Genomic DNA, 24325 nt, shown 5'->3' with positions numbered 1-24325 from the left:
ATGCCTGAGCATCTTTTGTTATTTACCGATAACTCTTCCACCCTGCCTGTAATAAAAGAACATTGGTGTTTACGATTTATTCAGGGATTACTATGAACAGAAAATGCTTACTGTTGATACCATTATTTTTTAGTAGCGTCATCATCACCGCCTGCGATAATAAACCTGCAGTAAAAACCACCGCGATGGAGCCCGAGGTCGGCGTTGTTACCTTAGCGCCCTCTTCAGTGAATATTAAAAGTGAACTTCCAGGTCGCGCGGTTTCATTCGAGATCGCCGAAATCCGCCCTCAGGTTGGTGGGATCATCATAAAACGCAACTTTATTGAAGGTGATAAAGTCAGCAAAGGAGAGTCACTGTATCAAATTGATCCAGCCCCGCTGCAGGCACGACTGGATTCAGCCAAAGGCGCGCTGGCAAAGGCACTGGCGACGGCCAATAATGTGCGTCTGACATTAAATCGGCAGTCAGCGTTAATAAAATCCAATTACGTCAGCCGCCAGGACTACGACACGACACGCTCACAGCTTAATGAAGCAGAAGCCAATGTCGCCGTCGCCAAAGCGGATCTTGAGCAGGCCACCATCAACCTTCGTTACGCTAATGTCACCTCACCGATTGATGGCATCAGCGGTAAATCCTCCGTAACCGTGGGTGCCCTGGTCACCGCAAATCAGGAAAACGCGCTGGTCACCGTTCAGCGGCTGGATCCGATTTATGTTGATTTAACACAGTCAGTACAAGATTTCTTACGCCTGAAAGAAGAGAAAGCCAACGGCAAAATTGCCCAGCAACAAGGCAAAATTCCTGTTGAGCTGATGCTGGAAAACGGCAAACCCTATCGCCATACCGGTACGCTTGAGTTTTCCGATCCCGCCGTCGATGAGACCACCGGATCGGTGACTTTGCGCGCCGTGTTCCCCAATCCTGAAGGTGAAATTTTACCCGGCATGTATGTCACGGCGTTGCTGGACGAAGGCAGCCAGCAGAACGTTTTGATGGTCCCCCAACAAGGGATTACGCATAACGAACAAGGAAAAGCCACCGCGCTGATCCTTGACCAGCAAAACGTGGTGCAACTGCGCGAAATAAACGCCGTGAAGGCCGTTGGCAATCAATGGCTGGTGACCGCAGGATTACGCCCCGGCGATCGGGTCATTGTGTCCGGATTACAAAGAATTCGTCCGGGAATCAAAGCCCGGGTCCTCCCTTCAAAACTGACCACTCCTGACGCGGGAACTGAACAGTAATATTTCAGGTATTAAGGACACTTTCTTCATGGCCAACTTTTTTATTGAGCGCCCGGTTTTCGCCTGGGTGCTCGCCATTATCATGATGTTTACGGGCGGTATCGCGATAATGAACCTGCCGATCGCCCAGTATCCACAAATTGCTCCCCCAACCATTACCATCAGCGCTGCCTACCCAGGGGCAGACGCAAAGACCGTTGAAGACTCCGTGACTCAGGTGATTGAACAGAACATGAATGGTCTTGATGGCCTGATGTATATGTCATCCACCAGCGATGCGGCAGGTAATGCGTCGATTATCCTGACTTTCAAAACGGGCACGTCACCCGATATTGCGCAGGTTCAGGTACAGAATAAACTGCAGCTGGCAATGCCTTCTTTACCGCAGGAAGTACAGCAGCAAGGGATCAGTGTTGATAAATCCAGCAGCAATATTTTGATGGTCGCCGGCTTTATCTCTGATAATAACAGCCTGAGCCAATATGATATTGCCGACTATGTGGCTTCAAACATCAAAGACCCAATAAGCCGCACTGCCGGGGTGGGGAGCGTACAGTTATTCGGTTCGCAATACGCCATGCGTATCTGGCTGGATCCGCAAAAGCTCGACAAGTATAACCTCACACCTCAGGACGTCATTACCCAGCTCAAAGTTCAGAACAATCAGATATCGGGTGGGCAGTTGGGAGGCATGCCTCAGTCAGCCGATCAGCAGCTAAATGCGTCGATAATCGTCCAGACGCGCCTGCAAACTACCGATGAATTTGGCAAGATCTTCCTTAAAGTTCAGCAAGATGGTTCCCAGGTTCTGCTGCGCGATGTCGCGCGAATTGAGCTGGGTGCGGAAAATTATGCAACGGTTGCACGCTACAACGGAAAACCCGCCGCCGGGATTGCAATTAAACTTGCCGCTGGCGCGAATGCCCTGGAAACATCCCAGGCAGTCAAACAGGAGCTGAACAGATTATCGGCCTGGTTTCCGGCCAGCATGAAAACCGTTTATCCCTATGACACCACTCCGTTTATCGAAATTTCGATTCAGGGGGTTTTTCATACTTTGATCGAGGCAATCATTCTGGTATTCCTCGTCATGTATCTGTTTTTGCAAAGTTTCCGCGCAACGCTTATTCCCACAATCGCCGTTCCGGTAGTGATCCTTGGCACCTTTGCGATACTCGACATCGCGGGTTTTTCGATTAATACGCTCACGATGTTTGGCATGGTGCTGGCGATAGGGTTGCTAGTCGATGATGCCATTGTGGTGGTTGAGAACGTAGAACGCATTATTGCCGAAGAACATTTGTCACCAAAAGCGGCGACCCACAAAGCGATGGGCCAGTTGCAGAGAGCGCTGGTCGGTATTGCCGTTGTGTTATCCGCCGTATTTATGCCTATGGCATTTATGAGTGGAGCAACCGGTGAAATTTTCCGTCAATTTTCTATCACTTTAATCTCCTCCATGCTGCTGTCGGTGTTTGTGGCGATGAGCCTGACGCCAGCACTCTGCGCCATGCTGTTGAAATCCCACGAGGGAGAAAAAGCAAACACACATTTTCTGTTTACCCGTTTCAATCACTTCATGGAGAAATGTACTCAGCACTACACGGACAGCACCCGTAAACTGCTACGTTGCACAGGCCGTTATATGGTCGTGTACTTAGTGATTGGCGCGGGCATGATTGTGCTGTTTCTACGTACCCCGACCTCCTTTTTGCCTGAAGAAGACCAGGGGGTATTCATGACCACCGCGCAATTGCCTTCGGGCTCAACGATGGTGAACACCAGCAAAGTGCTCGGGGAAATAACGGATTACTACCTGACGAAAGAACAGAAAAATGTCGCTTCGGTTTTCACCGTAGGCGGATTTGGTTTCAGCGGCCAGGGGCAAAACAACGGTCTGGCGTTTATCAGCCTGAAACCGTGGTCAGAACGCGTTGGTGAAGAAAACTCAGTTACCGCCATTATTCGACGGGCGATGATGGCCTTAAGCACCATCAATAATGCCGTCGTTTATCCGTTTAATTTACCCGCTGTTGCAGAACTGGGAACGGCTTCAGGTTTTGACATGGAGCTGCTGGATAACGGTAACCTTGGGCATGAAAAAATGATGCAGGCCCGAAACGAGCTTCTGGCGCTGGCCAACCAGTCGTCCGGTGAGGTCGACGGGGTGCGCCCGAATGGTCTGGAAGATACACCGATGTTCCGCATTCATGTTAACGCCACGAAGGCGGAAGCCATGGGCGTTGCATTATCGGATATCAATCAGACCATCTCCACGGCGTTCGGTAGTCGCTATGTCAATGATTTCCTGAATCAGGGACGCGTTAAAAAAGTGTATGTCCAGGCCGATACGCCGTTCCGTATGTTGCCGGATAATATCAATCACTGGTACGTACGTAATGCCTCCGGCGCCATGACGCCGCTTTCGGCCTACTCATCCACCGAGTGGACCTACGGTTCTCCCCGCCTTGAACGCTACAACGGTCAGCCTGCAATGGAAATTCTGGGCCAGCCGGTCGAAGGGAAAAGCAGCGGCGATGCGATGAAATTTATGGCATCGCTGATAAATAAACTGCCCGCGGGCGTCGGCTATGCCTGGACCGGTCTGTCTTATCAGGAGGCGCTGTCCACAAACCAGGCACCAATGCTGTACGGCATTTCGCTGATCGTCGTATTTCTGGCACTGGCGGCACTGTATGAAAGCTGGTCGATACCGTTCTCGGTAATGCTGGTTGTGCCAATCGGGGTGGTCGGCGCTTTGCTGGCGACCGACTTGCGCGGCCTGAGCAATGATGTTTACTTCCAGGTAGGCCTGCTCACCACCATGGGGCTCTCGGCTAAAAACGCCATTCTGATCGTCGAGTTCGCTGTCGAGATCATGCAAAAGGAAGGAAAAACGCCGCTTGAAGCCGCAGTAGAGGCCGCGCAAATGCGCTTACGCCCTATTTTGATGACGTCACTGGCCTTTATCTTAGGGGTTATCCCTCTGGCAATAAGCAACGGCGCGGGCTCTGGCGCGCAAAATGCCGTCGGTACGGGTGTTATTGGTGGGATGCTGGCCGCAACAGTGCTGGCGATCTACTTTGTTCCGCTGTTCTTTGTTCTCGTAGAAAACATGCTGGCGCGATTCAAAACACGGCGCTGATTCCCTGCCCTCGTACGTGATTATCCCTGGGATAAGTTTATTAAATCCCAGGGATTCTCAATGCTCTCTCAGAGAAAGGGTTCCGTTCACCTTTAGTTCTTCATTTCATTACAGCGACGATACTGTGACTACGTTAAGAGTGGCATTCTCCACCACACTTGAGTCCCTCTGCTCTGCGGGTAATCAATGCCCGGTGGCGCTTCGCTTATCAGGTCTACGGTTGTTAGCGGGCCCTGTTATCCAGCGAATTTCTCGTGGATAGCAGGGTAAACATTACGGGGATTTTTTCTTGTAGGGTAACAACTAAGGTAGGTACAGAGGTTGTCAATTCTGACTCATGCCAGGTTATCAAAACGGGTAATCAATAGTGCAGACCGGAACCCTTCAGATTTACGGCCAGCTCGCCCAATTTAGTATCAGGGTGTCGATGACACATTTTAATCATCTTCGGTACAGCGACAGTTTCCACCTCATGCAGGGGAACATAATCATCGCCTTTAAAGTCCGAATTTTTATTAACAATCACAAAGGCAATTGCTGTCATGTATTGCCGACTCATATCAACGAATTCTTTACAGGTCATATCTTGTGGCGCCGCTTCCGTTGCCTGTGTAGCAAAAGCACGACTCATCGGCGCCATAACAGAGGTCATAAGAATAGCTGTAGAGACAATCAATTTAATATTCACAATGCGCTCCAGAAGTAGCATTAATTTTTATCGGCGAGTTTTTCAGTTTGTACCAACGACGCATTTCTGCGCAGGCTGATAAAAGCCAAAGAGCTAAAAATCATCTCAACGCCTATAAAGATGGAGGTAAACACATAAGAACGGTCGGGATCCATATTCAGCCATACGGCTGCAATAAGCAGGTCAAAAATACCGATAAAAATATTCCATCCATAGCCCGGACTGCGGAACATTTTGACGCCGGAAGCAACACGAAAAATCCCGCCAAGAATAAACAGGCAGCAAAAAACCATTGCCAATGAATTCATACCTATCACAGGATTTTCGAGGAAACAGTATCCCAGCAGCAACCATGCGATAGCAAAAAAGGCATAGGTAAATTTGGCTTTCAACTGCTTTTTACCCGAGGAAAACAGGCTGTAAATAGAATAGAAGCCGCACACCAGGAACATAAAACCTGTTGCATAGCTTAAGTAAACACCTGCAGCGATTGGATAGATTAAGCAGCAGATGCCGCAAACCAACAACAGCACGGCCATGATTGTGGCGTGTCTTTTATAATGAAATAGTGTTTTTTCATTAAATGCTTTCAGGCTTTGCTGATTAAAAACAAACATACATCCTCCGTTACATAGAAACGCAATGTAACCTACTAATAAAAGAGTAATATTCACTTAACACATATCACTTACAATGGAATGATAAGACTTTCCCTCCAAATTCGTATATAAGAATAAAGGAATGTCATTATCCGTATAATCCTACACGCGTCAGACGTCTGACACCTGTAAGATTAAACGCTCATTATTCTATCCTGGCTCTGATTCCACTCTTCGAAGTTATTTAATATGCTTATTTCGTTTGGTGAGATATACCAAATTTATTCAGGAGAAAGTAATGAAAAAGATTATTCTTGCAGGTCTACTTGCAACCATGATGGGCTCAGCCCCGGTACTGGCAGCAACCACTACCACACCGGCACAAACTGCTACCGCCAATGTACAAAAAGAAGCTGCCGATATTATGCAGGTCGCAGTACAAGGTGCAAACGCGATGCGTGATATTCAGCTTGCCCGTCTGGCCCTGTTTCATGGACAGCCTGACAGTGCTAAAAAATTAACCGATGACGCCGCTTCCCTGCTTGCAGGTGACAGCCACGACTGGGCGAAATTTGTAAAAGCTGCGCCTAAAGCCAAGATGATTGACGATCAGTACGTGATTATTAACGCTACGATTGCGCTGTCAGAAGACTATATTGCCACCCCAGCTAAAGAATCTGCTATCAATACAGCGAATGGCAAAATGGCTAAAGGCGACTGGAAAGGTGCTGTGGATACCTTGCAACTGGCGGGTATCAGCGTGCTTCAGACCCAATACCTGATGCCCCTGAATCAGACGCGTAAAGCCGTTGCCAGCGCTCAAAAACTGCTGTCTTCAGGTAAATACTATGAAGCAAACCTTGTGTTAAAGGGTGCTGAAGAAGGCATTGTGATCGATAGCGAGATGCTGGGCGCAGGCCAGTAATACTCAGCACTACGGAGTGTTGAACCAGGACTTTCTCTCCTGATCGGGTTGCTACGGCAACCCGATCAGGGGGGTTAATGGCTAATCAGACTGTTAATCTCAATCTCAATTTCCCGCATGACGGCAACAATCTTCTGTAATGCTTCCTGGCGTACTGCCAGAGGAAGATCGTCATGTCGCATCGATTCAAAAGGTTCGCATAGCGTCTGAAGAGCAGTAATGCCCAGAATTTGCGCCGAACCATGCAACCGGTGAAGGGCTCGCAAAAACAGCTGGGGTTCGTCTTGCTCAACGGCTTTCTCGGCTGCCTGTAAATCGCTAAACGTTGCCTCGCGGAATGTTTCGAGTATCTCGTTCATTAATGCGCGATCGCCGCCAGTATTTTCCGTCAAGACATTGAATTTGAGATGCCGAATTGCACAAGGAGACGAATAACCGGTTTCGATTTTGCTTAATTCATGCGTCAGTGTCTGAATCGACACGGGCTTAAACAGACACAAATTCATGCCGTTTTGCAGACACCTGTCACGTGACTGTGGGAGCGCGCTGGCCGTCAGTCCCCATATTTGTAAATGAGGCTGCTGACGACGTAACGAAGCCGCAAGATCAAACCCGTCCTTCTTCGGCATATTCACATCGGTTATCAACAGGTCGTATGATTTTTTAGCCAGTTTGGCTTCGGCTTCCTCACCATCACACGCTTCATCCACGCTGTAACCAATGGCGTTCAACTGTCGCTTAAGCAGCAGGCGATTGGTCGGGTTGTCATCTGCTATCAAAATAGACAGACACGGCAGCGGCAACAGCGCCCCCGGCGTGTTGCTATCCGGTACAATTGACTGGCGAGCAGTCTCAACCGGCAGCGTTATGGTAAACGTGGTTCCTTGCGCCGGGACGCTCATCAACTCCAGCGTACCACCCATCAGCGTCACCAGCTCTTTGCAGATAAATAATCCCAGACCAGACCCCGTTTGTTGACGCCCACAGCGCCCCTGAGCGTAGCGACGAAACAGCCCGGCCTGCTCCTCTTCGCTAATCCCGCAACCGGTATCGCTAATGGCGATGGTCAGGGTACCGTGATTCTCCCCGTCAGGTGTTAAACGGGCTGTCACATGAATGCTACCCTGCTCGGTAAACTTGAGCGCATTGCCCACCAGGTTGGTGAGAATTTGCCGCAAAGCTTGTTGATCGACAAACACCCGCTCGTTTGCCGGCAACTGGCTTACGCAAGCAAGCGTAACGCCTTTCTGTCTGGCTAAGGCATCAAAAGAGTGACACTGCAATTCAATGAGCTGCGAGAGATCCGTCCATTGAGGAACAACCTGATATTTACCAGACTCAATCTTATCAACGTCCAGAATCTTACCGATCAGCCCAAGCAGTGACTGGGCTGTCGCTGCGGTAAGAGCAATCGCCTCTTTTCGTTGTGCCGGGCTGAGTTCTGAGCTCGACAGTAATTCCAGAAAGCCCACAATCGAGCTGACAGGGGTACGTAATTCATGGCTCATGCTCGCAAGAAAGCGACTTTTGGCCTTGGTTGCTTCAATCGCTTTATTTTTTTCGGTTTCCAGTTCTTGAGATAATGCCTCTTTGAGATGAAGCTGCTCTTCCAGCTGCCGCTGCGATTGTTTTCTTTTATTGACCTCACGGGAGAGTGAGATCCCCCAGATCAGGCTAATTGCTATCAGCAACAGCGCAAACACCACCAGTTGATAGAACTGTTTGCTATACCGACTCCAGAGATCGACCTGCGTATTAGAAATTTTCGACCACTTCTCCGTCATCTGCAAAATCTCACGCGGCGGTATCGCCTGCAGCGCTTTATCCATTACTGACTTCAACATGGGCTCGTGGGGAGAAACCGCAAAGCTCACCGACGCGCCAGGCATATCCGGTAGCCTAAAAAAGTGCATGTTTTTCTGGTAGTCATGATCGACCATGAACCTTGCCGACAATTCGGTAGCAATTGCCGCGTCAACCTTGCCATCCCTGAGCATAGTCATCGCGACGCTGCCAGTATCAGCATCCACCCAGGTGGCCTGCGGGTAGCGTTGTTTCAGATCACTTTCCAAAACATGTCCGGCGGGCAACGCAATACGGATCGGCGTATTCAGTAACGAGTCGGCCGTTTCATCGCGGGAAGTGATAATCACAAATGCCACATTCATCAGCGGATCGCTAAAGGTCGAATTGTGCTGATTTTGATTTGTCAGGGTGATAGTGGGATACATATCCCATCGTTCGCCGCTTATTTGTTTGGTCTGTTCACTTTTGGTGTTGGCCAAAACCGGCTCAAAATCAATCCCCGTTTGCAGATGAATAATATTCAGCAAATCGCCAAGAATTCCACGTAACTCACCGCTGCGATCGACAAGCGTGTAAGGCGGATAATCTGGATTGATAAGAATGCGAATAGTATGTTTCTTCTTCAGCCACGCTTTTTCCTGATCGGTAAAAGGAATAGGCGCATTCAGAAAAGCAAGGTTACCGCGGTTCAGCCAGTTCTGCATGACCTGCATATGAATTTCATTACTGATTGACGTAATGAAACCATCAAGAATATTTCTTAATACCGGCTGGTCGTCCTTCACCACAAAATAATTATATTGCTCTTGTTTATCAAAGTAGTGCGTAATAACCAGTGATTGCGAAAAATATCGGGATACACAATGACTGCTGGTGATGTTGTTCCCAATATAATATTGGTTATCACCGTTCACTACCGATGCCATGGCCTGATACTCGTCGTCGTAAAATGAGACTTTAGCTTCAGGAAAAGCATCCTGGATAACATCAAGAAAAGGACAATCTCGCACACACGCGACGCTAACCGGATGCTCCGAGGTCAGCGGCAGCATAGTGTTTTTTAGCGAGGTCACAAGCGTCGGCCACGTCGTCAGTAATGCCGAAGTGCGCAATAAATGGCCGCCGACATCTTGTCGCCGGAACAGCTGAGTTATCAATGTATCTACATCGTTACTAGCAAGTGCGTTCAGCGCTTCATGCTCATTATCATACTGCTTTATAACAATTTTTACATTGAGATTCTTTTGCATTAGCGCAAGATAATCCGCGTTGACGCCCCGATAATATTCACCGCTATTTTGATAAACAATGGGGGAGACTTCCGGTAACCAGGTGCCAACAACCAAGGTTTTTTTATGCGCTAACCAGTTTGTTTCTTCCCTGTTCAAGCCGATATGTTGTACTGAGGTATTATAGTTACTTTTTAGCTCAACTTGCCGGGCTGAGCTTACACCCGTAGAAAACCCGATGGTAAATATGACCATCAAAAAAATAAACAAGCGTTCCAGCATTACTCTATCCTATTTTATTTCTTTGCGCATAATCATAAATTTCCATTAATGACGAGCAATCTAACTTCTCCATCAAACGGCTTTTATAGGTGCTTACCGTTTTATTACTGATGTTCATTTTGCTGGCAATAGTGCTGTAATCCATACCGTTAAGAATATAACGCAACACTCTCATTTCCTGAGTCGACAACGTATCAAGCTTATCCTGTTCGCTGACAGATGAGCCAGTAAAATGCTCAAGGGAAAAGGGAAAATAGCTATACCCATTTTTTGCAGCTTCGATTGCGGCAAGAATATTATTCATACCCTCTTTTTTACTCACAAATCCGTTGGCACCGTATTCGGCGCTACGTTTGCCGTAAAAAAATTCATTTTTGGCTGAAATGATAATAATTACACCAGCATAGTGCCGCTTTCGCAGTTGCTCCAGCACTTCGATGCCGCTGATGCCCGGAATATCCACATCAATAATCAGTAGCTCCGGCTTAGTTTTTTCAACGGTTTGGACCACATGCTCTCCGCTGTCGAGCTCGGTGGTTACGGTAATACCATTAGTATCGAGTAAGTTGCGGATGGCTATGCGAGCTAATGGGTGATCATCAACGATTATCGCGTTCATTGCGTATAAGAATCCCGATAAATAAAGAGAGGCGATGGCTATCGAGCAGGTGAGCCTTAAGCATTATAATTTATAAAAATAAGGCGTTATCAGGTAAATCCTAACACATTCACACGTATATTTATTAGTTTTTTATAAAAACGAAGAATAAGGCATAAATGCAACACTGTATTTTACAAATTTTAAACCTTGAGCCTATCTAAATATCAAACCATTAACACAACCAAAAGGAATATTCCTACATGCGTAGGATAAATCCCTCATTTATTATGATTCATTCTTAATGGCCGGGGTCATATAACCAGGGGGAGTTTTCATCACAACGGCAAAGGTGTATATGCAGAATAGCTATCTAAGAATCATTTTTATACCAGGTCAAATCTGGAGAAAAAGATAATAAACCTGCTGATTTGATAGTAAAACGCCCTGTGGCTCAGGAAACAGCAGAGCCACAGGAGTCAGTCATGAATCAGGCTTTACTGGGCAACGCCCCAATAGCATGGGAGCTTTTCACGGTCAGCGTAACGACGGCAGAACATAACAGCGCGGCAATCATAAAGATAGATGAGTCCGGTAGAGTACCGGACTCTGACAGAGTAACAATGAAATTACAGTGTCCAGGTATAGGGGTTCAGTGCACGGTGAGCCTCTCTTGCACGTTCACGGGTATCTGAGCCTCAGAGAATTGATATCGCTGAGGTGAACGGAACCCTGAGCCGGAATCACATGTTCTCCATACATGCTTAACTGAACGGTATTGCGCGTAGCGCGGGCTTGTGGTGGTTAAGTACGGAGATACTTAATCAAACACACCATTGATAACCGCGGTGACAATTGCCGTGCTCAGTGCAATCAACACCAGATTGTCGCCAACAACCTGCCATTCATAACCCGGGTAATATGGCAGTTGATTCAGCATCGAGGATGGGACACTTTTCTTAGCGATCCCCGGAGGAAGTGGTTTTCCTCGCGCCAGATTTTTGGCGATGCCCGGAGGCAGTGACTTATATCCCGTCAAACCATATCTGACGGCATACTGCCTGGCCATGTTATAGCTAATATCACTATCAACATGGTCCGGCTTGCCATAATTTTTACGCTGTTCCGATTGCGAGTTGTTTTTTGGGCCTGGGTTTCCTTTCTGGCTATGACTGCTATTACCCTTATTCCCACTATTACCATGGTTGCCGCTATTACCATTTCCGTTGCCATTACCGGGGTTAGCCGAAACGGGGATAGCGCACATCGACATCGCGGCAACGGCAACTAAAGCCGTTGCTAAAGTACGGAGCCTGGACATGATGATTCCTTAAGATATGGATACATACAAAATGTATGGTATTGCGTGAATATTGGCTATCGCTATGAATCCGATTTATTGGCAGAAAAACGCTGTCGCTTTGCAAAGTGAGCAGCTTTGATTGACCGTTTTTAAAATTAAAAACCGCCATTCCCGTTAACTCAGATCGGCAAGCGACAGGCACAGGATCTGAGTTTTTGGGAATAACTTCGCGAAAATGGAGAGAAAACGGCGTTTTTTTTCGGTTAAGCTATGTTCATGCTTTGGCGCTACCCATGGTCAGATTCACTATTCAGGAACCCACCCATAATGGCAAAAAGTACCCCGCAGCTGCCGCTCGACCCACATATGTGTCGCAGCTATGAAAAAAAGTCGCGAAGTCCGCTGGCGCTCTACTCAGAGTATCAGCGGATGGACGTCGAGCTGCGGGCTCCGCTGGCCATGACCTACAGCCACTGGCACGGTCAGGTTGAAGTGAATGTGCCGTTTGATGGCGATGTGGAGTACCTTTTCAATGACGAAGTGGTGAAAAGCAAACAGGGCTTTATCACGCTGTTCTGGGCCTGCACACCCCATCAGCTGACGGATGCCGGGCACTGTAAACAGATGGCCATCTTCAACTTACCGATGCATCTGTTTTTGTCCTGGCCGCTGGACAGGGAACTGATTAACCACGTGACGCATGGGATGGTGATTACGTCGCTTGCCTCGCAGCAGTTGAGCGCTTTTGAAGTGCAGCGTTGGCAGATTGAACTCAACAGCGACAATGAGCAAATTCGTCAATTAGCCATTGATGAGATTGCCCTGATGCTCAAGCGATTTAGCCTCGCTGGCTGGCGGCCAGTGCTGGGTAACAAAACATCGCGCACCCAGAAAAACAGTATTTCACGGCATTCACAGTTTTACGTCAGCCAGATGCTGGAGTTTATTGCCGCAAACTGCGACAAACAGCTTACGGTCGATGCTATTGCCGAACACGTTAAGCTCAACCCAAATTATGCGATGGGCATTTTTCATCGCGTGATGCAACTAACCATGAAACAGTATATTACCGCAATGCGCATCAACCATGTGCGGGCTTTGCTCAGCGATACGGATAAAACAATTCTGGATATCGCTACAATTGCAGGTTTCCGATCCAGCAGCCGTTTTTATAGCTCATTTCATAAATACGTCGGCATGCCGCCGCAGCAGTATCGCAAACTGAGCCAACAGCGCCGAAATCATTCACCTTATGCCGAGGGGTAATTTATTCGTCAAACTCACTCTTACCTTACAACCAAAATATAAGCATCAGAATAGCAGGTCAAAATAGATAATTTGCAGCAGTTAATAAAATAGGGTTCAGACATGAACTCTGGCAACTATGTTACTCAGTTATGGGTGACCTGTAGCAGGTATTTATTTGACGTGTTCAACCATTAACGATTGGGATGTAATTATGGAATTAAATAGCTGCACCGCCAACAACAGAAAGCCATTGTCTTTCTTTTGGTCAGTTTTACCCATGATAGTCATGCTGGGTGGCATTAGCATCGGATATTTTATCTTCAATATTCGAGCTGAACCCATGATCCTCGTGGGAACCGCAACCGCCTCGTTTATCGCCATCGCTCACGGCTACACATGGGATGACATTCTACAATCTATTTGCAATAAAATATCTGAAGCGCTTCCTGTCATATTAATCGTCGCCAGTATCGGTTTCTTAATTGGCGCATGGATGGTGTCAGGCACTATTCCAATGATGATTTATTATGGTCTGAAGTGGATTAACCCGCAGTATTTCTATATTTCAGCATTTATGCTGGGAGCGCTGATCTCAGTCTGTACCGGCACCTCCTGGGGATCCATCGGAACCGTCGGGATCGCCATGATTGGCGTAGCGATTGGTCTGAATGTTTCGCTGCCCATTGCTGCTGGCGCTATTGTCTCCGGCTGCTGGTTTGGTGATAAGCTTTCTCCGGTTTCTGACTCAACCAACATGGCGGCGCTGGCTGCCGGTGTAAACCTGTACTCGCATATCGGCCATCTGCTGTGGACCACCGGCCCGGGATTTATTATTTGCTGCGTCGTATACAGCTATATGGGCATGGGCATTGATGCCTCATCCAGCGCGCCTGCCAATATCACCAACTTGATGAACGCTATCGGCCAGATTTATCACTTTAACATTCTTCTACTGTTGCCACCGATCATCGTTTTGTATGGCTCACTGTCAAAAAGACCGCCAATCCCGATGCTCTTTTTATCCACAATAGTCTCGATGATTCTGGCATTAGCCTTTCAGCAATTTACCGCATCATCGGTTGGCGAATCCGTGGTTAGCGGTTTTAAGCTCGCGATGCTCACCGGAGATAACCTGCCAACACTGTCATCAGATGTTTCCCGCTTACTGGAACGAGGCGGCGCCATTTCAATGTTTAGCAGCTTCGTCACCGTCTTCAGCGCCTTCAGCTTTGCCGGCGCAATGAGTGCGACAGGCTCTTTGCACACCGTCATAAACGCGCTCACGAAAGGCGTTAAATCCACATTCCGCCTGGTGGCCACCACGATTGTGACGACGTTTACCATCTGTGCCTGTACGGCAAATGGAACCTTGCCACTGCTGCTGTGCGGCGATGCCTTTAAAGAAGAATATAAAAAACGAGGGCTTGCGACAAAGAACCTCTCGCGTACTACCGAAGATGCCGGAACCGTTGTCGAACCGATTATCCCCTGGTCTGCCTCAGGCGTTTATTGCGCCACGATGCTGGGCGTGGCGACGCTTGATTATTTGCCATGGGCAATCCTCTGCTACAGCGGCATCATCTTTGCCCTGCTGTGGGCGGCCACCGGTATTGGTATTGCTAAATATGAACCAAATGAAGCTACAGAGCATATGGTTGAGCAAAAATCATAGGCTAATAAATAGCTAAATATTGGCTACCACCAGGGTAAATTTAATATATCAATTAGATATACAGAAATATTCTTCACTGTTGCGTTGCTTAAACTATTTTTCAGAGACTGTCCAGGAGTCAGCAATGTCTTTGTTTGATGATATTGTCATAAGGGATGTTAATTGCCGTAAATACGGTCAATTACAACAGATGTACGGCACCACCGATGTATTACCGCTGTGGATTGCAGATATGGATTTTGTGACGCCAGAGCCAATCATGAGCACACTGCGTTCAGTGGTGTCGCAGCCGGTACAAGGCTACAACCTGGATTATCCGCAATGGAAAGAGTCCGTTATTCATTGGTATGCGCAACAGTATGATGTCGACATAAAGCCACACTGGTTGCATTTTATTCCCGGCGTCATAAAAACTATCGTGCTCTCTCTGATGGTGTTTACCCGACCAGGTGATAATATTTTAACCTGTACGCCAATATATGACCCCTACCCTAATCTGGTAAATACCAGCGGCAGGAATTTGATTCAAACGCGCCTCATTGAGAAAGATGGTCATTACGAATTTGACTGGCATGATTTCAGCGAAAAACTCAAGCAGTGCAAAATGTTTCTTTTCCCTTCGCCGCATAATCCGGGCGGTATGGTGTGGTCGCGGGAAACGCTGGAAAAAGTAAGTCACTATTGTCAGCAAGCTGGCGTCATTATTCTCTCCGATGAAGTGCATAGTGATTTAACCCTGCCAGGCAAGCGCCATCTGCCGTTTTTTACTTTAGACGAAGCGACAGGGAGTCAGTCAATCGTGCTGACCTCAATCAGTAAAACCTTCAATACGGCGGCGATCCAGGGCGGAATTGCCATTATTAAAAATGATGAATTACGCCATCAGTTCTATGGTTTCCTGGATAACTGCTACCTGGCCGAGACACATTCATTACAGCAGGCGGCCATTTACAGCGCCTTTACCCATTGTGGCGACTGGCACCAAAAATTATTAGCCTACCTGGCCGACAATGTGGCGTTTGTTAAAAGTGAAATTGAAAAGCACTGTCCCTTAATCTCCATTGTGTATGGCGGCGCATCGTATCTTCTGTTCCTGAACGCGGAAAAAATGAATCTTAGCGATGAACAGCTAAGCGCATTTTTTGTGCAGGAAGCAAAACTGGGTCTGTCACCAGGCGCACAATATGGCCCCGGCGGAGAGGGTCACATGAGACTCAACGTTGGGTGCCCGCGCTCGGTACTGGTAGAAGCGATGAACCGACTGAAAGCGGCGTACCAAAAACGACAGAACGCGTAGCGCGCATCACACTCTTTGCCCCGCCACGGTGGGGCAAAACTATACAAAGATGTTGCAGAACTGCTATAAAGTTTTTCCGTTCTGTCGGCTGGTGTTAAACTGGAAAGTGTGATCTTCATCATAACCTGCTTAAACAGAGAAAAGAGACACTGCTATGCAACATATCATTGAGGGCTTCCTCAACTTCCAAAAAGAGATTTTCCCTCAACGTAAGGAACTCTTTCGCAGCCTGGCATCCAGCCAGAATCCCAAAGCGCTTTTCATCTCCTGTTCCGATAGCCGCCTGGTGCCAGAACTCGTTACTCAGCAAGAGCCCGGACAGCTTTTCGTTATCCGCAACGCCGGTAATATCGTTCCGTCTTTTGGACCGGAACCCGGTGGCGTATCTGCTACGATTGAATACGCGGTTGTCGCACTTGGTGTGACGGATATCGTCATCTGCGGACACTCCAACTGCGGCGCGATGAAAGCCATTGCTGATAGCCAGCCTCTGGATCCGATGCCCGCTGTGGCTCACTGGTTGCACTATGCCGATGCCGCGAAAGCCGTGGTTGAGAAGAAAACCTGGGATAACCCAATCGATAAAGTTAACGCCATGGTGGAAGAAAACGTTATCGCACAGCTCAATAATATTAAAACGCATCCTTGCGTCGCGGTTGGGCTGCGAAATAATGCGCTTCGTCTGCACGGCTGGGTATATGACATCGAAAGCGGTGAAATCCGTACCCTTGATAAAAACAGCAAAACCTATGTTTCCCTTGCAGATAACCCGCAGGTGCATTTCGAGTAAATTTTCCCCTGGAGCAAGGATGCTCTGGAGAGCTTTTACCTACTTTTGTGCTATAGACAAAAAACGCACTTGCAGCTAGTTTTTTAAATAGCCGTTGATGTTTTGCTTTTGCATTGGCCTTAGCTCATCCATTCAGTATTGCAACAGATTGCATGTATTTAGAGTTAAAACAGCTGTTCACCTGAGTGTTTTATCAAAATTATCTAGCAGCGATATCAATTCTGATAATGGTGCAGGCGATAAAAAGGAGCTGACGCAAATGCTAGCGAAATTAAAACGAATAATAAATATGTTATTCTATCATGAATCATGGGATATCATGATTATTAAGGATCATGGTACACACCAATTCCCAGATAACACACTGGATATATTAAATAAATCCGCTGCACAGCAGTTAAAAAAGGAATATACGTTTCAAGCCGATCCTTTTCTTATTGAAAAAGATGATAAACTGTATGTTTTTTATGAAGCTTTTAGCTTTCGCAACTCGAAAGGCACGCTCCGATGCCGTATTCTTGATCGTGAACTGGTTGAAATTGATGACGTGAAACTTGAAGGTTTTGACGACCTGATGTGTCATTTGTCATTTCCGTTCCTGATTAATATTAACGATCAGCTCTTCATGATTCCTGAATCATCAGAAAGAAAAGAAGTGATACTGTTTCAGTCAGTAGAGTTTCCTACACGCTGGAAGAAAATTAAAGTTCTAATCTCTGACACCGAAGTGACAGATAACATTTTTCTTTCAATGAATGAGACCTGCTATCTTATGTCGACCACCATGGATAATAAAATAATTATTCATTCGGCAGAGCATCTTCACGGACAGTGGCAGAGAATTACTCCTGCATTGAAGGTGAGCAATCATCATCATCGGGGAGCGGGTGCGCCTTATCTTGTCGATAACAAAATGTATTTCTTAACCCAGGAATGCACACCTGAAACATATGGAAAATCTATCTACATCAAAGAATTAGTCACACTGAATGACGCTACTTTTGATGAGAATCTGATCGAACAAATCAATTCGTCGATCAACCACAGTGACGGCGTTCACACGCTAAATTTTTCAAGTAACTATATTGCCTATGATACAAAAATAAATAAGTTCAGTCTGTTGGCAATCTTTAAAAAAATATCCTATAAGTGTATGATAAAATATAGAAACGTATACCTTTCCCGGCAAAATAACTGATCCCCTGGATCCTTGGGTGGTATTGGTGGAAAATCGCTCGGGTTTTTAGCATTTTTCTGGAGTCCATATGGCTATTCTTGTCACTGGTGGTGCAGGTTATATTGGTTCACATACTGTTTTAACGCTACTGGAAAGAGGCGATGATGTCGTTGTCATCGATAATCTGGCAAACGCCAGCCGAATCTCGCTGGACAGGGTCGCGGAACTCACAGGAAGGGAACCCATTGTCTATATCGCTGATGTTCTCGACAGGCAGGCATTAAAAAACATTTTCGCCAACCATAACATCACCGATGTCATTCATTTTGCGGGCCTCAAATCGGTTTCCGAGTCGATAAAAGAACCCCTTGCTTACTACGAAAACAACGTCACTGGAACGCTGGTTTTACTGGATGAGATGCTGGCCGCAGGCGTTAATCGATTCATTTTTAGCTCATCAGCTACGGTATACGGTAATCCGGAAAGCGTGCCGCTGAGCGAGCAATCGCGTACGGGGGGAACCACCAATCCGTACGGTACCTCTAAATTAATGGTCGAACAGATTCTGGCCGATTTCTCCCGCGCGCAGCCCGACTTCCGCATTACCTGCCTGCGCTATTTCAACCCGGTAGGCGCCCATCCATCGGGTCGGATTGGTGAGGATCCCAACGGTATCCCCAATAACCTGGTGCCGTACATCTCCCAGGTTGCGATTGGTAAGCTGAAAACCGTGTCGGTGTACGGTAATGACTATCCAACCCCCGACGGCACCGGCGTTCGTGATTATATCCACGTCATGGATTTGGCGACCGGCCATTTAGCCGCGCTGGATAGCCAGAATAAAGGCGCTGCCTATAAGGTGATTAATCTCGGTACCGGGGTCGGTTATTCTGTGATTAATCTGATTGAGGCGTTTGAAAAAGCGGCGCAGAAAAAAATAAGCTATCAGTTTGTCGACAGAAGGCCCGGCGACATTGCCGAATGTTGGTCTGACCCGTCACTGGCATACAAAGAGTTAGGTTGGAAGGCCATCTACAACCTTGATGAAATGATGCGTGACACCTGGAACTGGCAAAAAAACAACCCGAATGGTTATAACATCTGATGTACCCGGCAACGAGCCTTAGCCTCAGGCTCGTTGCCATGACGGGTTAGCGTGCCGTTATCGTTGATACGCGATACCAGCCGCTGCTCTGCTTTCCTTCGTTGGCAAAGTTAATTCTTGCCGCCCCGGATTTATCCAGCATCGAAACCTCAATGGCGTATTGCCCTTTCGCCAGTCGGCCCGGCATGGGCAATGCGTAGCTAACCTGATAAACGCCCGGGAGCCAACGTCGTATATCATCCGCCGCATTCCCCTGCGCCACCACCTTATTGGCGCTATCCACCACACGAAATGCCAGCGTGTAGGGCAGATAAATCGGTGCGATACCTTCGTTATACCAGGTACTGTTCAACCTCAACGTTTGTCCGCCGTCCCACACAGACTCATGGCTCAGAGACGCTAAGCGAAACCGATAGCCCAGTTTGGTCAGCGCATCATCAACAATCGGTCGATAATCGCTGGGTATCGCTCTCGATTTCAGGTTGATCGTGCTGGCGTGCTGCTTGACCGCCCAGTCAAAAATGCCCTGCACTTCGGCACGCGTATAGTGGAAGGTGTTCTTCCAGTCCTGCATATATGAACAGATTTCCAGACTGACCGGCGCACGTTTCCAGGCATCGTTAAACCCCGAATAGCTCTGCTGTGCTGCCAGTAATCGCTGCGGGTAATCATCGGCCATATGGCTCCAGGAGTCCGAAAATACGCGCAGGTCACCCCAGCAATCCGCCCGCCATCCAGCCCCTCGCGCCACCGCATTCGCCAGACTTTGCCCACCGCTCATCAACATTATTTTCGGCGTCGAAGGGAAGGCAGAAAAGTGCATTGCGACGTAGCGGTCTAACTGCGCGGTGGAGTACTGCTCCAACAGTGGTTTCAGCTCAGGGAAATTGCTGTTATGCCATTCCCCCCAGGCCCCCACCATGCCGATATCCACAAAAGCGAGATTCGCATTACCGTCGTAGCGTTTTCCGAATGCGTTCAGCAGACGCTGGCTGTACTCAATAAACAGCGGGTCGCTTAAATCCGGAATAAATGTTTTATTATCGGGCGTCCAGCGGCCTTTCACGCCTTTTTTAATCAGCCAATCGGGAATTTTGGTGCCATCCCCCGGATCGGCAAGCACCATAAACCGCAGCCCGACATTCATCGCGGGACGATGCGCTGCCGCGTATTTGAAGGCATCATCCACCAGCGCAAAATTATACTGACTTTCAACAGGCTCCAGCTCTCGCCAGTAAAATCGCTCGTATTCAAATCCGGTATTGGGATAATCCGCCAGACCCAGCGTTTCACCGTACCCCTGATGAAAACTTGCCACGCCAATCCCCGGATTGGTTAGCGGGCCCGTTAATGCTTTGGGGGTTACGGTCGTTAATGCGGACATAACCGCCAACGGAAAAGACATCAACAACAGCGCAGAAACCCATTTACACTTCATCGCAGTGACGCCCTCCACAGGTTTGTTTACGCTAGCGGTTTTTCAGACTTAACCACCAGTCCCATATACCCACATGAAAATTTTGGAACACATCAATACCTAATGCTGATTTGATCATATACAGCGTCAGCAATACGCAGCAGGTAACGAACAACACGGCTATCAGCAGCAAAAAAGTGAGCAATATTCTCGACAGGGTCGATTCCTGACGATGCTGCCGACGCAAATCTCTGCCAAACAAAAAAACCAGATAATAGCGTTTACTGAAAAAGGGAAAGCTTCGGCGAATATCGATCTGATGCCGCGAAGTCAGAGTCGAGGCCAGGATCGCTTTTTCCACCCCTTCTTTTTGTTCAGGGGTCAACCCTTGCGCAATCGGCTCGTCAAGATGAGCATAAAATCGTTCGATGACGGGAGGACGATTTTGAGGACTGGTCAAAATTAACCTATATCTTTATCAATTGAGTGATAGACGTTAATCGTCTTTTTGGCGATTTCATGCCAGTTATAGTTTTGCAAATATACACGATAGTCCACGCTATTGGTTGCCGCCCACTCGGTTAGTTTTTCGGCCAGGCTGGTCACATCCCCCACCTTAAAATAGGCCTCGGACGGCAGTTGAACTTCGAGGTTAGCCGGAATATCACTGACGACGGCAGGAAGAGAAAATGACATCGCTTCCAGCAGCGCAATGGGCAATCCTTCATGGTATGAAGGCATCACAAACAGCTGGGCCTGCGAAAACACCGCCTGAAGCTCATCACCACGCAAGAACCCCGTCATCACAACGCCAGGCGTGTCCGCGGCAAGCTTTTTGAGGCAAATGCTGTATTCGGTCGGATGATCCGCATCGCCAATTAACACTAACGGCATAGTTAAACCGCTGCGCTGATAGGCGGCGATGGCATCATGCATCCCTTTTTCTTCCACAAATCGCCCAACCACCACGAGGTAGTTTTTCGGCTGCAGCCCAAAGCGGGAGAGCGTATTGTCGATGGTCAGCGCAGATAACGACCGCGGCTCGTTGACGCCATTGTGAATTAAATGCGCATCATAGCGAGCGTGTTTTTTCTGGATCAGTTGATTAATAACCTCAGAAATCACAATCACTTCGTTGGCATATCTCACTGCCCAACGCTCACCCAGCAGCAATATTTTTTTAGCAACAAATCCCCATTTTTGACGATCGTAATCAGGTCCATGGTGGGTGAACACCACCTTCTTCCCTAACATGCGTAATAATGGGATCACAAGCCCAGGCCCGATAGCATGGACATGCACAATATCTGAATGGTCGATACTTGTCCTAAATGCCGCTAAAACGGAATGGACAATCGCTTCCAGCGAGCGCTTTTTGGGTGCCCACAGCGCGTAGGTTTCAACTTTCTTATATAACGATCGTTTGTAATTTACATACGGCGAGCGTGCAATCACGCAAATATCAACGTCCAACTGCTGCTTAATGGCAGGATATAGATTCTGACAGTGTGTCTCCACCCCGCCCAATACATCGGGAATACCACGCGTACCAAAAACCGTTATTTTTTTACTCATACTATGGCCTGCTCAGCAGTTCTTTATAGAGCGCCAGTAGAGTATCCATATGTTTACTCAGCGCATATTTTTCACTCAATCGCGCACGACCCTGTAAGCCCATGACCCGCGCCTTCTCTGGCGAGTCGGCCAGTGCATCCATCGCATTTGCTAACTCCTGCGCATTGCCAGGTTCGAATAAAATCCCTTCGATGCCGTCACGAATTTGTTCCGGGATGCCACCGATGCGCGATCCGATCACCGGCTTGCCTAAGGACATCGCCTCTAATATCGCCATAGAACAGTTTTCATAGCATTCTGAAGGAAGGATCACTGCCCGCGCATGCTTAATAAGGTTATCGAGAGCTTCCCCTTGTTGCACATAACCTAAAAACTCAACGCCCGGGTATTGGGCGACTAATTCATCGTGCAGTGGACCGTGCCCTACAATTTTCAGCGGCGCTTTGTTCTGCATTTTCTCATGCGCCGCCAATAACGTTGCCACACCCTTTTCACGGCTCAGGCGACCGAAGTACAGCATATAGCCCGCATCGCTTACCTCACCCAGAGGACGGCTGTCATCAACGCCATTGACGATGACATCAATGCGCGAATTCGGCAGCGTACGCAACAATACGCCACGTAAAAAGACGCTCGGCGAAACGATCACATCCAGCGCCTGGTAATTTTGCGCAATATATTGCCAGGTCGCCTCTAAAGAGAGCAGGAGGCTTTTTGAAGCAGAGCCTTCCTGGCAACGATACCTGAAGGCATTGAAAACCGTCCCGGTAATACAGGAATCACACACTTTACCGTCGCGCAGCATGGAATAGGCAGGACAGACGATTTTATAGTCATGCGCGGTCAACACCGTTTTGCAGCCAAAATTGCGGGCCACTTTAATCAACGCCGGCGTCAACTGATGGTAAATGTTATGGAAGTGGACGATATCCGGACGCTCTTTTTGTAGTAGCGCCAGCATCTTTTTGCAGGCCTGCGAATTATGAATAAAGTTAACCGCCGTTTTGAGCCCGCCCAGCAGATTGCTCTCCTGGTGGTAGTCCACATTGCTGACGAAATAATCCGCATAGTCCGAAGGGAAATTGTTCTCATGCTGCATCGAGAAATCAATAACCTGTACTCCGGCCTGTTTCAGCATCTCGCGCTCTTGAAAATAAACGGTTTCCGCGCCGCCCTTAATGAAAAAAAACTTATTCACTAATAAAACTTTCATTGCGCCAGCCTTAGTTATTCATGAATGATTTTACTGTCAGGCGGAGTCAACGGATCGCGTACTGGTTTAGTCAACCCTTTAACAAGTCCCGCAGAAAGCACGGCCAGGTTCATTACGCTCTGCAATCCGTTCAATAACGATCGATTCTGCACGGTTTTCAAGATAATAAAGGCAAGCAAGGGTAGAAATGCAATATCGAAAAGTTCGAGATTGAAGGTCACCGCCGCAATAAACAAGGCAATCAGATACACAGAAAAAATCGCCTCGTTCTTAACCATTTTTAACGCTTTGCCGAAATAAGGTTTTCCCCACGCACAACGTAAAAGCTCGCCCGGTGCCTGATAGTATCCACTTTTCCAGCGGTGCTTCAGCATCTGAAAGGTCGGCATGGTATGCGAAGTATGAATAAAATACGGAATATTCAGACGGCGTAGTTTATAACCCGCATCGAGCAAACGCAGGCCAAGTTCAGCTTCTTCATAAGCGTGCAAATTACGGTTGGTGAGATAACCAATTTTCTCAATCGCAGAGCGGCGATATAACCCACCACCGCCTAAATGGTCGCTATCTCCAAGCGGATAGATTTTACTAATACGCTGCTTACGCGATTTAAATTCATAGTTAACGGCATCGTCCATTTCAACGGTTCCCGCGACACCTGCATATTCCGGCTCAGCCTGCAAAAAAGCGACAGCCTGATCCACAAAGCCCTCTTCCAGCTCCATGTCGCCGTCCATCAGCAACAGATATTCCCCTTCACTATACAGATAACCTAACTGATGCCCGACGCCGCAGCAGCGATCGCCTGGGTCAGTTAAAGAGATCACGGTCACCCCTTTATCGATCGCAAGCTGTTGGGTGTTATCCGTTGACAGGCTATCTGCCACTATAATTTTATGTGGATAATCAACAAGCTGCCTGCGGATACTGTCTATCGTTTTCTCAATACATTCAGATTCATTGAGTGTTTTAATACTCACTGAAATAAACGGTTTTTGGTCCATAC

Annotated in this window: 19 protein-coding genes; 9 read left to right on the top strand and 10 right to left on the bottom strand. The window is 47.8% G+C overall.

Annotated features, from left to right (window positions below; translation table 11 throughout):
• Positions 1–92: 92 nt before the first annotated feature.
• Together HV243_RS05955 and HV243_RS05950 are read left to right on the top strand one after the other, a co-directional pair.
• Positions 93–1250: an efflux RND transporter periplasmic adaptor subunit gene (locus HV243_RS05955; RefSeq protein WP_016157251.1), complete on the top strand. Its 1158-nt coding sequence runs from the start codon at positions 93–95 to the stop codon at positions 1248–1250.
• Between the two features lie 28 nt (positions 1251–1278).
• Positions 1279–4395: an efflux RND transporter permease subunit gene (locus tag HV243_RS05950; protein ID WP_049040330.1), complete on the top strand. Its 3117-nt coding sequence runs from the start codon at positions 1279–1281 to the stop codon at positions 4393–4395.
• 361 nt (positions 4396–4756) lie between these two features.
• Here the strand turns inward: HV243_RS05950 and HV243_RS05945 are convergent, their stop codons facing one another.
• Positions 4757–5047, bottom strand: a complete 291-nt coding sequence (locus HV243_RS05945; RefSeq protein ID WP_233592848.1) for an HdeA/HdeB family chaperone — start codon at positions 5045–5047, stop codon at positions 4757–4759.
• Between the two features lie 56 nt (positions 5048–5103).
• A complete protein-coding gene (locus HV243_RS05940; RefSeq protein ID WP_049040331.1) occupies positions 5104–5700 on the bottom strand; it encodes a DUF308 domain-containing protein in 597 nt (198 codons plus the stop codon).
• Between the two features lie 280 nt (positions 5701–5980).
• Between HV243_RS05940 and HV243_RS05935 the strand changes: the two genes are divergently transcribed.
• Complete coding sequence (locus HV243_RS05935; RefSeq protein WP_016154099.1) at positions 5981–6607, top strand: YfdX family protein; 627 nt, start codon at positions 5981–5983, stop codon at positions 6605–6607.
• 74 nt (positions 6608–6681) lie between these two features.
• Here HV243_RS05935 and HV243_RS05930 read toward each other — a convergent pair whose 3' ends face one another.
• From HV243_RS05930 to HV243_RS05920, 3 genes are all read right to left on the bottom strand, one after another.
• Complete coding sequence (locus HV243_RS05930) at positions 6682–9924, bottom strand: transporter substrate-binding domain-containing protein (RefSeq protein WP_053390166.1); 3243 nt, start codon at positions 9922–9924, stop codon at positions 6682–6684.
• A gap of 4 nt (positions 9925–9928) precedes the next feature.
• Positions 9929–10543 (bottom strand): acid-sensing system DNA-binding response regulator EvgA, encoded by a 615-nt coding sequence (evgA, locus tag HV243_RS05925; protein ID WP_016157256.1) that lies wholly within the window; start codon positions 10541–10543, stop codon positions 9929–9931.
• 799 nt (positions 10544–11342) lie between these two features.
• Positions 11343–11843: an anti-virulence regulator CigR family protein gene (locus tag HV243_RS05920; RefSeq protein WP_053389479.1), complete on the bottom strand. Its 501-nt coding sequence runs from the start codon at positions 11841–11843 to the stop codon at positions 11343–11345.
• A gap of 309 nt (positions 11844–12152) precedes the next feature.
• Between HV243_RS05920 and melR the strand changes: the two genes are divergently transcribed.
• From melR to galE, 6 genes are all read left to right on the top strand, one after another.
• Positions 12153–13091, top strand: a complete 939-nt coding sequence (melR, locus tag HV243_RS05915; RefSeq protein ID WP_053389478.1) for a transcriptional regulator MelR — start codon at positions 12153–12155, stop codon at positions 13089–13091.
• A gap of 193 nt (positions 13092–13284) precedes the next feature.
• Positions 13285–14745 carry a Na+/H+ antiporter NhaC gene (gene nhaC / locus HV243_RS05910; RefSeq protein ID WP_046275107.1) on the top strand — a complete coding sequence of 487 codons (1461 nt, stop codon included), beginning with the start codon at positions 13285–13287 and terminating at the stop codon, positions 14743–14745.
• A 124-nt stretch (positions 14746–14869) separates the two neighbouring features.
• Positions 14870–16042 (top strand): PatB family C-S lyase, encoded by a 1173-nt coding sequence (locus HV243_RS05905; protein ID WP_046274870.1) that lies wholly within the window; start codon positions 14870–14872, stop codon positions 16040–16042.
• A gap of 154 nt (positions 16043–16196) precedes the next feature.
• Complete coding sequence (locus tag HV243_RS05900; RefSeq protein WP_016154107.1) at positions 16197–16832, top strand: carbonic anhydrase; 636 nt, start codon at positions 16197–16199, stop codon at positions 16830–16832.
• A 259-nt stretch (positions 16833–17091) separates the two neighbouring features.
• Positions 17092–18030 carry a hypothetical protein gene (locus HV243_RS05895; RefSeq protein WP_053389477.1) on the top strand — a complete coding sequence of 313 codons (939 nt, stop codon included), beginning with the start codon at positions 17092–17094 and terminating at the stop codon, positions 18028–18030.
• A gap of 67 nt (positions 18031–18097) precedes the next feature.
• Positions 18098–19114, top strand: a complete 1017-nt coding sequence (gene galE / locus HV243_RS05890) for a UDP-glucose 4-epimerase GalE (RefSeq protein WP_016154109.1) — start codon at positions 18098–18100, stop codon at positions 19112–19114.
• Positions 19115–19160: 46 nt separating this feature from the next.
• On the opposite strand, the gene HV243_RS05885 is transcribed toward galE, so the two are convergent.
• Genes HV243_RS05885 through HV243_RS05865 form a run of 5 tightly spaced genes read right to left on the bottom strand, consistent with a single transcriptional unit; the run spans position 19161 to position 24323 of the window.
• Positions 19161–20552, bottom strand: a complete 1392-nt coding sequence (locus tag HV243_RS05885) for a DUF4832 domain-containing protein (protein WP_053389476.1) — start codon at positions 20550–20552, stop codon at positions 19161–19163.
• Between the two features lie 31 nt (positions 20553–20583).
• Entirely contained in the window at positions 20584–20991 is a 408-nt protein-coding gene (locus HV243_RS05880; protein ID WP_016154111.1) for a hypothetical protein, read from the bottom strand.
• Between the two features lie 2 nt (positions 20992–20993).
• Entirely contained in the window at positions 20994–22106 is a 1113-nt protein-coding gene (locus HV243_RS05875) for a glycosyltransferase family 4 protein (protein WP_053389475.1), read from the bottom strand.
• Position 22107: 1 nt separating this feature from the next.
• Entirely contained in the window at positions 22108–23319 is a 1212-nt protein-coding gene (locus HV243_RS05870; protein ID WP_053389474.1) for a glycosyltransferase family 4 protein, read from the bottom strand.
• A 14-nt stretch (positions 23320–23333) separates the two neighbouring features.
• Positions 23334–24323 carry a glycosyltransferase gene (locus HV243_RS05865; protein ID WP_053389473.1) on the bottom strand — a complete coding sequence of 330 codons (990 nt, stop codon included), beginning with the start codon at positions 24321–24323 and terminating at the stop codon, positions 23334–23336.
• Between the last annotated feature and the right edge of the window lie 2 nt (positions 24324–24325).

Origin of the sequence: Citrobacter sp. RHBSTW-00599, assembly GCF_013784065.1 — a bacterium.
Classification (GTDB): Bacteria; Pseudomonadota; Gammaproteobacteria; order Enterobacterales; family Enterobacteriaceae; genus Citrobacter; species Citrobacter braakii.
This window is presented reverse-complemented; position numbering and strand designations above follow the sequence as displayed.

What these genes read in the sequence shown, in the direction of transcription:
- HV243_RS05955 (WP_016157251.1), top strand. Translation starts at nt 93, where the DNA reads ATGAACAGAAAATGCTTACTGTTGATACCATTATTTTTTAGTAGCGTC.
- HV243_RS05950 (WP_049040330.1), top strand. Translation starts at nt 1,279, where the DNA reads ATGGCCAACTTTTTTATTGAGCGCCCGGTTTTCGCCTGGGTGCTCGCC.
- HV243_RS05945 (WP_233592848.1), bottom strand. Translation starts at nt 5,047, where the DNA reads ATGACCTCTGTTATGGCGCCGATGAGTCGTGCTTTTGCTACACAGGCA.
- HV243_RS05940 (WP_049040331.1), bottom strand. Translation starts at nt 5,700, where the DNA reads ATGTTTGTTTTTAATCAGCAAAGCCTGAAAGCATTTAATGAAAAAACA.
- HV243_RS05935 (WP_016154099.1), top strand. Translation starts at nt 5,981, where the DNA reads ATGAAAAAGATTATTCTTGCAGGTCTACTTGCAACCATGATGGGCTCA.
- HV243_RS05930 (WP_053390166.1), bottom strand. Translation starts at nt 9,924, where the DNA reads ATGCTGGAACGCTTGTTTATTTTTTTGATGGTCATATTTACCATCGGG.
- evgA (WP_016157256.1), bottom strand. Translation starts at nt 10,543, where the DNA reads ATGAACGCGATAATCGTTGATGATCACCCATTAGCTCGCATAGCCATC.
- HV243_RS05920 (WP_053389479.1), bottom strand. Translation starts at nt 11,843, where the DNA reads ATGTCCAGGCTCCGTACTTTAGCAACGGCTTTAGTTGCCGTTGCCGCG.
- melR (WP_053389478.1), top strand. Translation starts at nt 12,153, where the DNA reads ATGGCAAAAAGTACCCCGCAGCTGCCGCTCGACCCACATATGTGTCGC.
- nhaC (WP_046275107.1), top strand. Translation starts at nt 13,285, where the DNA reads ATGGAATTAAATAGCTGCACCGCCAACAACAGAAAGCCATTGTCTTTC.
- HV243_RS05905 (WP_046274870.1), top strand. Translation starts at nt 14,870, where the DNA reads ATGTCTTTGTTTGATGATATTGTCATAAGGGATGTTAATTGCCGTAAA.
- HV243_RS05900 (WP_016154107.1), top strand. Translation starts at nt 16,197, where the DNA reads ATGCAACATATCATTGAGGGCTTCCTCAACTTCCAAAAAGAGATTTTC.
- HV243_RS05895 (WP_053389477.1), top strand. Translation starts at nt 17,092, where the DNA reads ATGCTAGCGAAATTAAAACGAATAATAAATATGTTATTCTATCATGAA.
- galE (WP_016154109.1), top strand. Translation starts at nt 18,098, where the DNA reads ATGGCTATTCTTGTCACTGGTGGTGCAGGTTATATTGGTTCACATACT.
- HV243_RS05885 (WP_053389476.1), bottom strand. Translation starts at nt 20,552, where the DNA reads ATGAAGTGTAAATGGGTTTCTGCGCTGTTGTTGATGTCTTTTCCGTTG.
- HV243_RS05875 (WP_053389475.1), bottom strand. Translation starts at nt 22,106, where the DNA reads ATGAGTAAAAAAATAACGGTTTTTGGTACGCGTGGTATTCCCGATGTA.
- HV243_RS05870 (WP_053389474.1), bottom strand. Translation starts at nt 23,319, where the DNA reads ATGAAAGTTTTATTAGTGAATAAGTTTTTTTTCATTAAGGGCGGCGCG.
- HV243_RS05865 (WP_053389473.1), bottom strand. Translation starts at nt 24,323, where the DNA reads ATGGACCAAAAACCGTTTATTTCAGTGAGTATTAAAACACTCAATGAA.